Origin of the sequence: Acinetobacter sp. ANC 4558, from assembly GCF_002135375.1 — a bacterium.
Lineage (GTDB): Bacteria > Pseudomonadota > Gammaproteobacteria > Pseudomonadales > Moraxellaceae > Acinetobacter.
In genome coordinates this window covers 179,621-194,791 of the sequence record NZ_NEGH01000007.1, presented here as the reverse complement: position 1 = coordinate 194,791, position 15,171 = coordinate 179,621, and the positions used below count along the sequence as shown (strand labels likewise).

Here is a 15,171-nt window from a genome sequence, read left to right as displayed (position 1 = left end):
TTTGACCAAGCAACGGCACGTAGTGTAGAAATACAACGAATAAGACCAAATGCAAAGTCATAACAGTTGTGCTGGCGACAATAGCAAGAGTGAACCACCTGATCCCTTCCCGAACTCAGAAGTGAAACCTCTTTGCGCTGATGGTAGTGTGGGGTTACCCATGTGAGAGTAAGTCATCGCCAGCTCATTAATCCTAACCCCCTTAATCAACAGATTAAGGGGGTTTGTTTATGCAAAAAATATAAATTAATAGTTCTGAAATTAAGTTTATTCATATAAAAATATGAAAACATTATCTATAACTTTTAAATGCGCTATGTATTTATTGTTCAGTAATTGTGATATAAAAAATAATAGGCATAAAAATTGCTTTGTAGATGACATAAATTAAAGGAGGGAATATGAAATTATCTGTAGGTATGAAAGTTACCAATTCCTTATTATTAACTCCACAATTACAACAAGCAATTCGACTTTTACAGCTGTCAAGCTTAGAGCTTGAGCAAGAAGTTCAAATACAATTGGACAGTAATCCCTTATTAGAAAAAATTGAAGAATATTCGGTTCTTGAGCATACGGCTAATATTGATGAGAATGAGCAAAATAAAAAGGATTTAACAAATGAATTAAATGCTGATTATTTACCAGAGCATTTGCCTGTAGATACAGAATGGGATGATATCTATACGCATCAACCTACAGCTTTGGGAGGAATGGAGTATGAAGAGCGTGAGGATAATAGGCAGGATAATCTAAGCTTAAAAACACATATGTTTGAACAAATTAATTTATTACATTTTTCAATGACAGATAAATTAATTGCACATTGTTTGGTAGATTCACTGGATGAGAAGGGATTTTTAGCATGTGAAATATCAGAGATCACGTCTTCGGTACAACATTTATTGGCTTCCATGGAATATGAAGAAGAAATTGAAGAAGATGAGGTTTTAGTTGTTCTCAAGTTGATTCAACGATTGGACCCAGTGGGCGTGGCTTCTCGGGGGTTAGCAGAATGTTTATTGATTCAATTGGAAAATATACAAGATAGTATTGCTTATAAGTCAGAAGCAAAACTATTATTAAATTATTATGAGTTATTGATTACCAATGATTTACCTAAACTCCTTAAACAAACCAATTTAAATTTAGATCAATTAAAGCAAGCAGTCAGTTTATTGAAGACACTTAAACCGTACCCTGGTGAAGAATTTGCACATAACGAGTTAGATTATCAAATTCCTGACGTAGTTGTAACAAAGAAAGAAAACCATTGGGTTGTTCAACTAAACCCAGATGTAATGCCAAAATTAAGAGTGAATTCTTTTTATGCAAATATGATACGTCGTGCAGATCAAAGTGATGATAATCAATATTTACGTCACCATATGTTAGAAGCAAAAAACTTTATAAAAAGCATAGATGAGCGACATAAAACATTACTCAAAGTTGCTACTTGTATTGTCGAGCATCAACGATTATTTTTTGAAATTGGTGCAGAAGGAATGCAACCATTAGTATTAAGAAATATTGCTGAAGAAGTTGAATTGCATGAGTCTACAGTTTCACGTGTAACAACCAATAAATTTATGTTAACGCCACGTGGTTTATTTGAGCTGAAATACTTTTTTTCTAGCCATGTGAGCACAACAAGTGGTGGAGAAGCTTCTGCTACTGCAATTCGTGCAAAAATTAAAAAACTAATTTTGGATGAAAACTCACGTAAACCGTTGTCAGATAATGCAATTTCAAATATTTTGAAAGATGATGGGATTGAGGTTGCGAGAAGAACTGTCGCAAAATATCGTGAATCGTTACATATTCCTTCTTCTTCCGAAAGAAAAGTCTTGATCTAGTTTTAAAAAACTGATTATTCTAGAGCTTCATTATGACAACATGATGAATCTCTTTTTTTACTTAAAGGACAGGCTGGAATGATTTAACCATGTAAATTATATGAATTGCACTTGATTGAATCATCTTAGTTATGTCCTTTCGAATCCTAAAAAGGTGAGGGATAGAACTATGCAAATAACAATTCGTGGGCATCATTTAACTATCACTCCTGCAATAGAAGAAAATATACGATCTAAATTTAGTCAAATGACAAAACACCTAGATCAAGTAAATAGTATGCAGGTAAAACTCAGTAAAGATCATCAAATAGATAAACATTCGAAAAAAGGTAGCTTAAATCATATTGCAGAAGCGATTATTCGATTACCTGGGGTTGAATTGTTTGCCCAAGCTTCAGCTGATGATATGTATACGTCTATCAAGAAATTATCAGAAAAATTAAGAAAACAATTGCTTAAACATCGGAAAATGCAAAATATATTCCAACCAATAGAAATTTAAATAATTTTATTAAAAAGAGGTTTTTTAACCTCTTTTTTTTATTGATATAATGTGTGTGACTAATGAATTATTTTATCAATATATAGTAGAATGACTGGTTTTACACCGTTGATCCTATAAGAGGTCGTTGTGATGAATAGTGAACAGCTCACTGAAATTTTAAAAGTTGCATTTCCAGCAGCTGAAGTTGTTGTTAGTGGGCAAGGCGGAAAGTTCGATCTGCGTATAGTCGATGATCAATTTGAAGGAAAGCGCCCAGTTGCTCGTCAACAAACTGTTTATGCACCATTGAACTCTTATATTTCAAGCGGTGAAGTGCATGCTGTTACAATTCGCGCAATGACTAAAGAAGAATGGCGCAAAGCAAGCTTATTCGGAGCTTAATAATTTAATGGATAAATTTCTGATCGAAGGTGGTGCTAAGCTTGAGGGCGAAGTGCGTATTTCTGGTGCAAAAAATGCAGCATTGCCACTATTAGCTGCAATGATTCTTGCTGATTCACCAATTACATTAACAAATGTTCCGAATTTAAAGGATGTGAATACATTAGTTAAGCTAATTGCTGGATTAGGTATCGATATTGTTTATGAGGATGGCGTTGTAAAAGCAGATACTTCATCTTTAAATAATCAATTTGCACCTTATGAGCTTGTAAAAACAATGCGTGCATCTATTTTGGTGCTTGGTCCGTTATTAGCGCGCTATGGTAGTGCAACCGTTTCATTGCCTGGTGGTTGTGCAATTGGCTCTCGTCCAGTAGATCAACATTTAAAAGCATTAGAAGCGCTAGGTGCAGAAATTGAAGTCGAAGCGGGTTATGTGAATGCCAAAATTGATGGTCGATTAAAAGGTGGCGAAGTCATCTTTGATATGGTCACTGTAGGCGGAACTGAAAATATTTTAATGGCTGCTGTATTAGCAGATGGCGTAACCACCATTCGTAATGCAGCACGTGAACCTGAAATTACTGATTTAGTTCAAATGCTCATTAAAATGGGGGCTAAAATTGAAGGTATTGATACAGATACCTTAGTTGTGACAGGTGTTGAAAGTTTACACGGTTGTGAATATGCAGTTGTTGCAGATCGTATTGAAACGGGTTCATATTTAGCTGCAGCTGCAATTACTGGCGGTAAAATCAAAACGACTCATACGGATCCGAATCTTCTAGAAGCAGTATTAGAAAAATTTGAAGAGATGGGTGCAGAAGTGACACGCGGTGATGACTGGATTGAGTTGGATATGTTGGGTAAGCGTCCGAAAGCCGTTAGCTTTCGTACACTCCCTCATCCTGATTTTCCAACCGATATGCAAGCGCAGTTAATGGCGGTTAATGTCATTGGTCGTGGATTTGCAACCATATCTGAAACGATATTTGAAAATCGGTTTATGCACGTTCCTGAATTAGCACGCATGGGTGCGAATATTCAAGTTGAAGGGAACGATGCAGTTGTTACTGGTGTAGAAATACTTTCTGCAGCACCCGTGATGGCAACAGATTTACGTGCTTCTTTCTCTTTAGTGTTGGCTGCATTGGCTGCTGAAGGTGAAACATTGATTGACCGTATTTATCATATAGATCGTGGTTATGAGGATGTTGAGGCAAAGTTACAAGGTTTAGGTGCGAAAATTAAGCGAGTAAGTTAATGAGTGATGTGAGAAACGATGATCCAAACTTTGATGTGATGGGTAATTTTGATCATGGTTTAACTTTGGCATTAAGCAAAGGTCGTATCTTAAAAGAAACTTTACCTTTGCTTGAAACAGCAGGTATTAACTTATTGGAAGACCCTGAAAAGTCACGTAAATTAATTTTTCCTACGACTCATAAATCTGTACGTATTTTAATTTTACGCGCATCTGATGTGCCGACTTATGTTGAGAATGGTGCAGCAGATATTGGTGTAGCTGGTAAAGATGTGCTTATGGAACATGGCGCACAAAATGTCTATGAGCCACTTGATCTTAAAATTGCTAATTGTAAATTGATGACCGCTGGTAAAGTGGGGATGGAGCGTCCAAAAGGGCGTTTAAAGATTGCGACTAAATATGTCAATTTAACTCGTCAATATTATGCAAGTCTTGGTGAGCAAGTTGATGTTATTAAGCTTTATGGTTCAATGGAGCTGGCACCCTTAGTTGGTTTGGGGGATTACATTGTTGATGTTGTTGATACAGGTAATACCTTACGTGCGAATGGGCTTGAACCACTTGAAGAGATTTGTACAGTATCTTCACGTTTAATTGTGAATAAAGCCAGTTTTAAGCGTAAGCAAGCTTTATTAAATCCAATTCTCTCCCAGCTTGAAAAAGCGGTAGAAGAACGTCAAAAATAAGTAGATAAATGATCATGCATTTAGCATGGTCGCAATAAATGACCGTCCATATAGGACGGTTTTTTTATTTGTTATAAAAACTTATTTTGTAAAATTTTCACATCATTGTATATTTAAAGAAGGCACTTTACGCTAAAAATAATGGATTTATACGAATGATTAAATGAAAATACTTCAGTTGCGTAAAGACAAGCTGTGAGTTCTGTGAAATCTTTCCATGAGTTTATGCAGAACGTTAAATTACGTGAAATGGAAGAAATTTTGGATTAAGCCGATTTTATTATCATTATGATTGGACTTGTGCTGATGTGATATTAAAATAACAACAAGCACTTAGATATTTAAATGCTTTAGTTATTGTAGAGTGACATGGTATTTTAAATTGGTTAATGCAATCAGATTGCAATTGGGATTTCCTGATGTAAATGCCTAATTCATTTTGAGTGATCAAGATAAACTTAATCCAGTTTTTTATTCAACGAAGTTGAATTGATGAGAGGTTCTTACCCACAAGATCGAGAAAACAAGGTAAACTAAATCTTTCCTAAACAACCTTGTGGGTAAATTGATGCGACGTTTATCGACTCAAGAGCTAAACTTTAAACAAGTCTTCGCTGACTTGCTAGCTTTTGAAACAGTGAGTGATCCTGAGCTTTTAAAAACAGTAGACCAAATTATTGCAGATGTATGTCAGCATGGCGATGCACATGTACTTAAACTCACTCAACAGTTCGATCGACATCCAGCGCATCAATTTTCAGATCTAGAACTGAGTCAAGCACAATTAAAAACGGCATTTGATGGGTTGAATGTAGAAGTGCGTGAGGCATTAGAGCTTGCTGCAAATCGTATTCGAGAGTTTCATCAAGCACAAAAACAAGATGGTTGGACTTATATCGATGCTTTAGGCAATACGCTCGGGCAAAAAGTCACGCCACTGGATCGTGTTGGAATCTATGTGCCAGGGGGATTGGCATCTTACCCATCATCAGTATTAATGAATGCTATTCCTGCACATGTGGCGGGTGTTCCTGAAATTATTATGGTGGTTCCTGCTCCGAATGGTGAGTTAAATCCGCTGGTTTTAGCAGCTGCCCATTTGGCAGGGGTACATCGTGTATTTACCGTTGGTGGTGCGCAAGCTGTAGCAGCACTGGCTTATGGAACAGAAACGATTCCATCTGTAGATAAAATTACAGGACCAGGTAACCGTTTTGTGGCAGCGGCTAAACGTGCTGTATTTGGACAAGTCGGCATTGATATGATCGCGGGTCCTTCTGAAATTTTAGTTTATGCTGAAGGTGAGAATAATGCGCAATGGTTAGCAATGGATATTTTATCTCAAGCTGAACATGATACCGTTGCTCAAGCGATTTTTATTACACCTGATGAACAACTTTTAAATGAAGTAGAAAGTGCAATTGAAATACATCTAGCCGCATTACCTAAAGCTGATATTGCGAGAACATCTATTGCGAATCGGGGTGCATTAGTGCTAGTAAAAGATCGCCAAGAGGCGATTGAGCTCATTAATCAAGTTGCACCAGAGCATTTAGAGTTATGTTTAGATGAAGCACAAGCAATGTCTGAACATATACGTCATGCAGGCGCTATTTTTATGGGTCGTTATACACCAGAAGCAATTGGTGATTATTGTGCTGGCCCGAATCATGTTTTACCAACGTCGGGAACAGCACGTTTTTCATCTCCATTAGGGGTTTATGATTTTCAAAAACGTTCTAGTTTGATTATGTGCTCACAAGACGGTGTAAAAACTTTAGCGAAAACTGCAGATATATTGGCTCAGCAAGAAAACTTGGATGCTCATGCTCGTTCTGCCCGTTATCGTTATCAATAAATAAAGTGCTAGAGGATTATTCTAGCCATTGCAGATAAAACCTCATCTCAACGCTTGCTGAAAAGAAAGATGAGCTCAAGGAAAAGAGATACTCTATAACGTTTCATGATGAATGAAATTAGAGCATTCCTTGGCTGATAAATAGCGGCTTGGGTGAGGGGAATTAGGAAATAAAATGTCAAATATTACAGCAACACAAATGCGATTTTGGAGCCCAGAAGTACGTGAATTAGAACCATACGTGCCAGGCGAGCAACCGAAAATCCAAAATTTATTAAAACTCAATACCAATGAGAATCCATATCCACCATCACCTAAAGTTGTGGAAGCGGTACAAAATGTATTAGTCGATTCAGCAGATATACTACGTTTATATCCTGATCCAGATGCGACTTTGCTGAAACAAGCAATTGCAAAACAGCAAAATGTGGCGGTCGAGCATGTTTTTGTTGGTAATGGTTCCGATGAAGTGCTTGCTCATATTTTCAAAGCGTTTTTCATACAAGACCTACCTGTTCTATACCCAGATATTACTTATAGTTTTTATCCTGTATATAGCCAGTTTTTTGGTATAGCAACGAAAACTAAAATTTTACCTTTAAATGAAAATTTTGAAATTGTAGTCGATGATTATAAACAGCCAAATGGCGGTATTATGATCACCAATCCAAACGCTCCGACCAGTATTGCATTGGGTTTATCTGCAATTGAAGAGGTATTACAAGCAAATCCTGATTCGGTGGTCGTTATTGACGAAGCTTATGTTGACTTTGGCGCTGAATCAGCAGTTAAGTTAGTTGAAAAGTATGACAATTTAGTGGTTTGTCAAACCACCTCTAAATCACGTTCATTGGCAGGTTTACGGGTTGGTTTTGCCATTGCACAGCCTCATTTAATTGCAGCACTTGAAGCGGTCAAAAATAGTTTTAATTCATATCCAATAGATCGTTTTGCCATTGCAGCAGCAGTTGCATCATTTGAAGATCAAACATACTTCGATGAACAAAATGCAAAAGTGATTGCGAGCCGTGAAAAATTAGTTGCTCAATTGACTGATATTGGTTTTAAAGTATTACCCTCAAGTGCAAACTTTATTTTTGCGACGTTACCTGCTAAAGATGCAGCTGAGTTAGCGGCTGAATTACGTCAACAAGGGATTATTGTACGTCATTTTAACAAGCCACGAATTAACCAGTTCTTGCGAATTACGATTGGTACAGATCAACAAAATCAGAGATTGGTTGATACCTTAAAAAATGGAATCCTCAAATAAGCATTCATTCATATTGAAAGATAAAGGGGTATGATCTAAAGATCGTGCCCTTTATTCATTTAAATGACGTGTTGATTAAGTAAATTCAGCATTGCTGAAACTTTATCAAAGCATTCTTGGTATTCTGATTCACACACGGATGCAATGGTAATCCCGCCACCAGCCCAGATTGAAATATTTTGCTGATGCTTTTGAATGGAACGAATTAAGATATTCCAAGATCCAGTACCATCGGCATTAAAATATCCCATTGAACCACAATATGCACCGCGTGGCGCTTCTTCAAGCTCATCAATGATTTGTATTGCACGAATTTTAGGTGCGCCTGTAATTGATCCACCTGGAAGGGCTGACATTAAGACATCAATTGATTTAATTTGTGGTTTTAATATAGCTTCAATTTCACTGACCATATGGTGAACTTGATTGAAACTTTCTATATTAAATAATTTAGGCGTTTTAACGGAGCCAATTTCAGCGTACACACTGAGATCATTTCTTAATAAATCTACAATCATGACATTCTCTGCCTGATCTTTTTGAGAATTTTGTAGTGTTAATTTGGATTGCTCATCTTTAATGGGATCTGTATAACGTGGCATAGTTCCTTTAATGGGCTTGGTTACCATTTTTTTGTTTTCTTCAAAATCAATAAATAATTCAGGTGAACAACTTAAAAGTTCAAAATTATTGATACGCAAATAGCCTGAATAGGGTGCATTGGTCAACGCCCAAAATTGATCTGCTGTGGCTAATAAAGAGCCTTGTCCATGTGCGTAAAACTCTTGGGTTAAATTAATTTGGTAACAATCACCTGCAACAATGTAATCTTGGACGTGTTGAAAAGCTGTTGCATATTCTTCTTTCGACCATCGTTGCTTGCACGCATGATCAAGTAATAAATGAGAAGGCGTATTTTTTGCTGTTAATTGATTAATATAGTCGAAAATATCATCTGAATTTGATTGATAGCTATTCAAAAACCAAGTGTCATTTTCAAAACTTAAGTAATGTGAAAAATGTCCTAAAAATAGACTTGGTTGGGACTTTGGTTGAATAGGAATATGCTGAGATGCTGCAAAATCGTAACTGATAAATCCCATAGTTAATACATTTGGGTGAAGCAGTGTAAATGCTAAAAAATCATCAAGTAGGGTAATGGTTGGGTGTGCTATATAGTGATTGAGTATTTGATGTTGGTGTATTTCAATCTGTTGAGATTGTATGCATACATATTGATCTGCTAATACCCCAAGAATGGGCATATGATTATTGTTTAAAAACACAACATGATTTAATTCATGCAAAGATTCAATCAGTTGCTGGGGGGAGATGCCTTGTGTAGATAAGGCTTTTTTAAAAAGAGGGGACTTCATCATTATACAAACAGCAATAAGATATCATTTGATTTCAGCTATATCTTACATGAAATGAAGAAAGAGAAGGATCAAACATTGTTTTCTTCGTTTAAAAATAGAATCAAATAAAAAGCTCATCCATTGGATAAGCTTTTAAACTTCAGTTTAACCTGTATGGTCTATTCGAGTACCTAAAGTTTCTAAATGTGTTGGATAATGATCTAATTTACGGTCTTCAAAATAATGTCGTAATGTTCTTTCAACACTTGGAAAAGCGAGGTCATTCCACGGAATTTCATCTTCCGAAAATAATTTAGACTCTAAAGTTTCATCGCCTGCACCAAATTGACCTTCAATAATATTTGCTTTGAACAGCACATAAATTTGCCCAATTCTTGGAATGTTATACATGCAATATAATTGTTCAATTTGAATTTCTGCTTCAGCTTCTTCACGGGTTTCGCGAGCAGCACCTTGTTCCATGGTTTCGAACAATTCCATATAACCAGCAGGTAATGTCCATAAACCATAACGTGGTTCAATTGCTCGTCTACAGAGTAAGACTTTATTTCCCCAAATCGCTAAAGCACCACAAATAACTTTAGGATTTACATAGTGAATACTGTTACATTTAGGACAGACGCGACGAATTTGATGATCGCCTAAAGGAATTTTTTCGACGGTCTCAGATCCACAATTACCACAGAAATTCATATTCATTATCACTGATCAAGGTGATCTCAGCATAACTTAAAAATTGAACTTTCGCATCTACTGTATTTCATCATGTAAAAAATCAGCTATGATAAAAAGTGTATAACAGAGGATAATTATATGGGTGGTGAGTTAACGCAGCTTTTACAACAAAGATTGAGGTTTGAAGAAAAAACAAAAGAAGCACAAGCAGCTGTTTTAATTGCAATTACACAGGAATCAGACCCTAAAGTATTGCTTACACGCAGATCAATTATGCTTAATAATCATGCAGGAGAAGTTTCTTTTCCTGGTGGGAAACGTGATCCTGAAGATACAACCGATATTGTCGTTGCATTAAGAGAAGCACAGGAAGAAACTGCTCTAAATCCAACAGACGTACAATTGATTGGGGATTTGCCTATACAGAAAGCAAAAAATGGAATGACCGTAAAGCCGATTGTTGGATTGATTTCTCCAGAAGTAAATTTAATTGCTCAGCCAACTGAAATTGATCGAATCTTTTTTGCATCGCTACAAAGTTTAATGGATGCACCGACCATTCCACATGAGGTTCTCTTTGCAGAGCAAAAATTATATTTTCCAAGTATGCATGTAGAAGATGAAGTTGTATGGGGGCTTACAGCCCGAATGTTGGTTTCTTTATTTGATCATGGCTTAGATTTTAGAAAAGATTGGCCATTTTTATTAAACTCACCAATGAAAGAATTCGAGTAATATCCTTGTTAAAATATGGAAGTTTAAATGTTATATAAATTTCAAGAATTTACACCAAAAGCAGCGTGCCAGCCATGGGATGGATGGGTTGCTCCAACTGCAATCGTTTTGGGTCAAGTCGAATTAGGTCGACAAGTGAGTGTCTGGTTTGGCGCAGTTGTACGCGCAGATAATGCAAAAATAAAGATTGGCCATTTTACCAATGTTCAAGAAAATGCAGTGCTACATACAGATGCTGGAATTGACATGGAGATTGGCGATTATGTAACCATTGGTCATCAAGCCATGTTACATGGCTGTACCATTGGGGAAAATAGTTTAATTGGTATTAATGCAGTCATTCTTAATCGTGCGGTTATTGGGAAAAATTGTATCATTGGCGCAAATGCTTTAATTCCTGAAGGAAAAATCATTCCAGATAATTCTGTTGTAATGGGGTCTCCAGGAAAAATTGTAAAAACACTCGATGAAACAGCAGTCATCTATTTAAAAAATAGTGCAATGCATTACGCGGAACATTTTAAAAAATTTCAAAATTTAGAAGAAATTCAATTGTAATTTGAAGTGCTGAATCGATGATGTCATTTTGATGAAATATTTAGATTGTAAAACTGCTATTGAACATCATTGTCGTGATTTTCTCTATTTATAATTCTCGCGCATCAGTAATGAGTGGAGTATTATAGCAAGCGTTTTAGATATTATTCTTTAAGGTTATGCATGAAGTTGCTGGCATTAGAAACTGCTAATGAGCAGTGTTCCATCTCTCTTGTAGATGAAACGCAAGAACTTTTTTTTCAACTAGATACAAGAGCTAAGGCGCAGACTCAAACGATTTTACCTATGATTGAGCAAGCTTTTATTCAGACGCAAACAAGTACTGAAGAATTAACGGCAATTGCATTTAGTCGAGGACCGGGTTCATTTAGCGGTGTTCGTATTAATGCAGCAGTGACGCAAGCTTTAGCTTGGTCTCATGATATTCCAGTCATTCCTGTATCAACTTTGCAAGCACTTGCCCAAGCTGCTTATCGAAATACAGGTTTGACAGAAGTAACTGCAGTTTTAGATGCAAGAATGAATGAAGTTTATTTAGCAAGTTTTAAACTAGATGAACAGAAAATTATGCAAGCTGTAGACGAAGAACAACTCTTAAATTATGAAGATGCAAAATTAGCAGTAAAATACGTATTGGTTGGCTCAGGTTCTACCTTCGTTAATGATGAGCAAATAGACTATAAAAGCATGATGGCAACAGCGCAAGATATTGCCTATATTGCACGTGAATTGGCAAAGAAAAAACAATGGCTAAGCGCAGAACTCGCATTACCTGTGTATTTACGAGATAACGCGTGGAAAAAAATCTCTGAACAGGGCAAGAAAAACTAGGATTGTTCTATGGATCTTTTACTGCTATTAAAAGCAGCGATTATGGGGATTGTGGAAGGTGTTACAGAATTCCTCCCTATTTCGAGCACAGGTCATTTAATTCTCGCTTCAGAATTAATGAACTTTTGGAGCAAAGAAAAAAGCGATGTATTTGTTGTTGCAATTCAAATGGGCGCTATTGCAGCGGTTATTTATGAATATTGGTCCCGCTTATGGGGCGCAGCAACAGGAATGTTTACAGGTGAAGAAAAAGGTCGTCGTTTAGGTTTCGGACTCATTTTCGCATCTATTCCAATTGTTTTGGTTGGTCTTACTTTCGGACAGGAAGTTAAAGATTTACTCTTTAATAATGTTGCCGTTGCGATGGGACTGATTATTGGTGGTTTTATTATTATGTGGATTGAAAAGCATCCACCACAAATAAAAGTCAAAGAAGTTGAAGATCTCACCTATAAGGATGCGATTTGGATTGGTTTAATTCAGGTGCTTTCATTAATTCCTGGGACTTCACGCTCAGGTGCAACCATTATTGGTGCAATGTTTTTGGGTGTTTCACGTAAAGCAGCTACAGAGTTTTCTTTCTTTTTAGGAATTCCAGTCATCATTGGTGCTGGATTGCTTGATCTATATCATAATTATAAAATTTTCACGACCACAAAAGATTGGATTATTCTCGGGTTTGGAACCTTAGTTGCCTTTATTTCTGCATTGATTCTAATTCGCGTATTAGTTGCCTATGTTGCACGTCGTAATTTTATGATTTTTGCATGGTACCGTATTTTTTCAGGTCTGCTTATTTTATTATTTGTCTACACAGGCTGGAAGATATGGTAGGCGAAATCCGCTTATATGTTGAAAAAAACTTTCAAGAGCAAGCACAGTACTATGCCGTTTTACTGACTTCTCGTGGCGTCAACACGTTTATTGAAGTGGTTGAAAAATTAAATGCACGTTTTTTTCGTTTAAATCCAAAACTTGCGCTGTGTGTCGATGCCGAAGGCTTGTGGTTGTGTGCAAATGGGATGCGTATGCAACCCGATTGGAAAGCAGAAGTTGGACGATTAAAACGCGCATCAATTAAGTCTGAAATGATAGCAAGAGCATGCAATCTAAGTGAAAAACCAGAGCTTGTTGATGCAACGGCTGGTTTAGGCCATGACAGTTTGTTAATGGCGCAACTAGGTGCTAACGTTACACTAATTGAACGACATCCTATTTTATTTACATTATTAGAAGATGCTAAAAAAGCGGCTGAAGCCGATCTGTTTTTAGCAAAAATAGTAACCCGTATTCATTTAGTTTTCTCTGACTCTGCTAAATATTTAAAACAGCAAGCAGATGAGCAAAAATTTACAGATGTTATATACTTAGATCCAATGTTTCCCCAGCGAGATCAAAATCATCAAGCTGAAAAGAAGCAAGCGCAAGTGAAAAAGCAAATGCAGCTATTACATTTGTTATTACCAGAAGATGGTGAAATGGATTTGGGTGATGAATTGTTAGATTTAGCGAAGACTATAGCCAAAAGGGTAATTGTGAAACGGCCTAGACATGCTGTATTTTTAGCAAATCAACAGCCTGATCATCAATGGTTGGGTGATGCGTGTCGTTTTGATGCATATTTTTCACATGAAATATGCATGTAGATATATTGATATTGAAACGCTATGCTAGCGTTAAAATATCATTGATAAAAATCATATTCAGCATACACTTAAGGCAATAAGAACACTGTCGATGGGAACGCATTTTATTCTATGATTCACTTTAAACCATCTATTAATTTTTGGCATGATTTTAAAAGTAACCAAATCGCTGGATTATGGTTGTTTTTAGGTTCTAGACGTTCTTTGCAAATTGTACGTCCTTCTATTATGCAATTAATTATTTGGGGAATCTTAGGGGGATCAGTCAATACACTCTTTAGTTGGTTAACGGGTGGAAGCGGAATTCGTGAGTTTAATCCACAAGGTTTAATTAGTTATTCGCTCTGGCCTTTTATTGCTTTAATTGTCGGAATTTTTCTTTCTCAGCGTGTCGATAATCCGAGAATTATGCTGGTTCCAGCATTGTTATGGTTGGTTTTAGACACCAATATTGCCCTTATTCAAAGTTTTATACAGTACTTAGGTATCTTAGATATTTTACCTTACGTATTTTATGATTTTATGCCAACCTTATTTATGGTGTTATTCGTTTGGCAAAGTTTAGCGGTTGTTTGGGTTTTTGCACGGGAATTACAATGGCCATGGTGGGAACGTGCGCTCATCATGATCGCAACGCTTGTTACTTTAGTGATTTGGCAATTTTCAGTTACAAGTCAGCCGATTTGGAAAGTTGAAGAAGTAGCGCCTACTTTTAGCGAAGAAGCATTTTATGCGCAGAGTAAGCTCCTTAATAAGTCTCTAGAAAGTATACAATTTGGTGAGTTTACTCAATCTCATTGGTATTTTTTAGGGGTGGCAGGTGCGAGTTATCAAGATGTATTCATGTCTGAGATTGAGCGTATTCATGAACAGTTCGATACGAGATTTGGCACATTTGGTCGTTCTGCGATCTTAATTAATAATCCAATGACACGAAATGTGATTCCAATTGCATCTGAAACCAGTATGGAAATGATGCTAAATCGAATTGGGCAACAAATGAATCGAGAGAGTGATGTATTATTTTTATATATGACATCACATGGTTTACCGAATCATTTTGAAATGGAAAATGCGCCATTAAGCTTAAAGCAGGTGAATCCAAAATGGTTAAAAGAGGCGCTTGATAAATCAGGGATTCGCTGGCGAGTCATTGTCATTTCTGCATGTTATTCGGGAAGTTTTATTCCAGCATTGCAAGATGATAATACCTTAATTATTACGGCATCTGCAGCAGATCGAACTTCATTTGGTTGCTCAAATGAAGCTGATTATACCTATTTTGGGCGAGCGTTTTTTGATCAGGCAATGCGAGATCAAAATTCAATACATGGCGCCTTTGAACAAGCAAAAGCGACTGTGACAAAATGGGAAAATGCCCAAGGTTTTGAACCATCAGAACCGCAATGGTCTTTGGGCAAAAATATGGAATTAATGTTACCTCAACTAGAGCAACGTTTATTTCCGACCACAAAAACAGCGCCTGTAGTAGAAGTCGATTTACAAGCTAATTTACCGTAA

At 36.6% G+C, this 15,171-nt stretch carries 15 protein-coding genes and 1 rRNA gene; 14 read left to right on the top strand and 2 right to left on the bottom strand.

What is annotated here, in order from left to right; genetic code table 11:
• The first annotated feature begins 70 nt into the window (after positions 1-70).
• The 8 genes from rrf (at position 71) to hisC (ending at position 7,826) form a co-directional block, all read left to right on the top strand.
• Positions 71-185: ribosomal RNA gene (gene rrf, locus B9T31_RS10440) — 5S ribosomal RNA — on the top strand.
• 216 nt (positions 186-401) lie between these two features.
• On the top strand, positions 402-1,856 hold the full coding sequence (locus B9T31_RS10435) for an RNA polymerase factor sigma-54 (protein ID WP_086181897.1): 1,455 nt from the start codon (positions 402-404) through the stop codon (positions 1,854-1,856).
• 169 nt (positions 1,857-2,025) lie between these two features.
• Positions 2,026-2,358 carry a ribosome hibernation-promoting factor, HPF/YfiA family gene (gene hpf / locus B9T31_RS10430; RefSeq protein WP_086181896.1) on the top strand — a complete coding sequence of 111 codons (333 nt, stop codon included), beginning with the start codon at positions 2,026-2,028 and terminating at the stop codon, positions 2,356-2,358.
• 132 nt (positions 2,359-2,490) lie between these two features.
• Entirely contained in the window at positions 2,491-2,742 is a 252-nt protein-coding gene (gene ibaG / locus B9T31_RS10425) for a BolA family iron metabolism protein IbaG (RefSeq protein ID WP_086181895.1), read from the top strand.
• Positions 2,743-2,749: 7 nt separating this feature from the next.
• Complete coding sequence (gene murA / locus B9T31_RS10420) at positions 2,750-4,006, top strand: UDP-N-acetylglucosamine 1-carboxyvinyltransferase (protein ID WP_086181894.1); 1,257 nt, start codon at positions 2,750-2,752, stop codon at positions 4,004-4,006.
• Positions 4,006-4,695: an ATP phosphoribosyltransferase gene (gene hisG / locus B9T31_RS10415; RefSeq protein ID WP_086181893.1), complete on the top strand. Its 690-nt coding sequence runs from the start codon at positions 4,006-4,008 to the stop codon at positions 4,693-4,695. Before murA ends, hisG begins: the two co-directional genes overlap by 1 nt.
• Before the next feature lie 556 nt (positions 4,696-5,251).
• Positions 5,252-6,553 carry a histidinol dehydrogenase gene (gene hisD / locus B9T31_RS10410; protein ID WP_171264735.1) on the top strand — a complete coding sequence of 434 codons (1,302 nt, stop codon included), beginning with the start codon at positions 5,252-5,254 and terminating at the stop codon, positions 6,551-6,553.
• Between the two features lie 175 nt (positions 6,554-6,728).
• Complete coding sequence (gene hisC / locus B9T31_RS10405) at positions 6,729-7,826, top strand: histidinol-phosphate transaminase (protein ID WP_086181891.1); 1,098 nt, start codon at positions 6,729-6,731, stop codon at positions 7,824-7,826.
• 59 nt (positions 7,827-7,885) lie between these two features.
• Here the strand turns inward: hisC and B9T31_RS10400 are convergent, their stop codons facing one another.
• Positions 7,886-9,202 (bottom strand): anthranilate synthase component I family protein, encoded by a 1,317-nt coding sequence (locus B9T31_RS10400; RefSeq protein WP_086181908.1) that lies wholly within the window; start codon positions 9,200-9,202, stop codon positions 7,886-7,888.
• A 147-nt stretch (positions 9,203-9,349) separates the two neighbouring features.
• Complete coding sequence (locus B9T31_RS10395; RefSeq protein ID WP_086181907.1) at positions 9,350-9,898, bottom strand: NUDIX hydrolase; 549 nt, start codon at positions 9,896-9,898, stop codon at positions 9,350-9,352.
• A 120-nt stretch (positions 9,899-10,018) separates the two neighbouring features.
• Here B9T31_RS10395 and B9T31_RS10390 point away from each other — a divergent pair, with 120 nt between their 5' ends.
• From B9T31_RS10390 to B9T31_RS10365, 6 genes are all read left to right on the top strand, one after another.
• On the top strand, positions 10,019-10,615 hold the full coding sequence (locus B9T31_RS10390; protein ID WP_086181890.1) for a CoA pyrophosphatase: 597 nt from the start codon (positions 10,019-10,021) through the stop codon (positions 10,613-10,615).
• Between the two features lie 27 nt (positions 10,616-10,642).
• Entirely contained in the window at positions 10,643-11,173 is a 531-nt protein-coding gene (locus B9T31_RS10385) for a gamma carbonic anhydrase family protein (protein WP_086181889.1), read from the top strand.
• 162 nt (positions 11,174-11,335) lie between these two features.
• Positions 11,336-12,004 (top strand): tRNA (adenosine(37)-N6)-threonylcarbamoyltransferase complex dimerization subunit type 1 TsaB, encoded by a 669-nt coding sequence (gene tsaB, locus B9T31_RS10380; RefSeq protein WP_086181888.1) that lies wholly within the window; start codon positions 11,336-11,338, stop codon positions 12,002-12,004.
• 9 nt (positions 12,005-12,013) lie between these two features.
• Complete coding sequence (locus B9T31_RS10375) at positions 12,014-12,838, top strand: undecaprenyl-diphosphate phosphatase (protein WP_086181887.1); 825 nt, start codon at positions 12,014-12,016, stop codon at positions 12,836-12,838.
• The gene (locus B9T31_RS10370) at positions 12,832-13,650 is read left to right on the top strand and encodes a class I SAM-dependent methyltransferase (RefSeq protein ID WP_086181886.1); all 819 of its coding nucleotides are present in this window, start codon (positions 12,832-12,834) and stop codon (positions 13,648-13,650) included. The genes B9T31_RS10375 and B9T31_RS10370 overlap by 7 nt, the downstream gene beginning before the upstream one ends.
• Before the next feature lie 111 nt (positions 13,651-13,761).
• Entirely contained in the window at positions 13,762-15,171 is a 1,410-nt protein-coding gene (locus B9T31_RS10365) for a C13 family peptidase (protein WP_086181885.1), read from the top strand.

Coding starts and splice junctions, on each gene's coding strand:
- B9T31_RS10400 (WP_086181908.1), bottom strand. CDS start 9,202: ATGAAGTCCCCTCTTTTTAAAAAAGCCTTATCTACACAAGGCATCTCC.
- B9T31_RS10435 (WP_086181897.1), top strand. CDS start 402: ATGAAATTATCTGTAGGTATGAAAGTTACCAATTCCTTATTATTAACT.
- tsaB (WP_086181888.1), top strand. CDS start 11,336: ATGAAGTTGCTGGCATTAGAAACTGCTAATGAGCAGTGTTCCATCTCT.
- B9T31_RS10390 (WP_086181890.1), top strand. CDS start 10,019: ATGGGTGGTGAGTTAACGCAGCTTTTACAACAAAGATTGAGGTTTGAA.
- hpf (WP_086181896.1), top strand. CDS start 2,026: ATGCAAATAACAATTCGTGGGCATCATTTAACTATCACTCCTGCAATA.
- B9T31_RS10375 (WP_086181887.1), top strand. CDS start 12,014: ATGGATCTTTTACTGCTATTAAAAGCAGCGATTATGGGGATTGTGGAA.
- murA (WP_086181894.1), top strand. CDS start 2,750: ATGGATAAATTTCTGATCGAAGGTGGTGCTAAGCTTGAGGGCGAAGTG.
- hisG (WP_086181893.1), top strand. CDS start 4,006: ATGAGTGATGTGAGAAACGATGATCCAAACTTTGATGTGATGGGTAAT.
- B9T31_RS10395 (WP_086181907.1), bottom strand. CDS start 9,898: ATGAATTTCTGTGGTAATTGTGGATCTGAGACCGTCGAAAAAATTCCT.
- B9T31_RS10365 (WP_086181885.1), top strand. CDS start 13,762: ATGATTCACTTTAAACCATCTATTAATTTTTGGCATGATTTTAAAAGT.
- hisC (WP_086181891.1), top strand. CDS start 6,729: ATGTCAAATATTACAGCAACACAAATGCGATTTTGGAGCCCAGAAGTA.
- B9T31_RS10370 (WP_086181886.1), top strand. CDS start 12,832: ATGGTAGGCGAAATCCGCTTATATGTTGAAAAAAACTTTCAAGAGCAA.
- ibaG (WP_086181895.1), top strand. CDS start 2,491: ATGAATAGTGAACAGCTCACTGAAATTTTAAAAGTTGCATTTCCAGCA.
- B9T31_RS10385 (WP_086181889.1), top strand. CDS start 10,643: ATGTTATATAAATTTCAAGAATTTACACCAAAAGCAGCGTGCCAGCCA.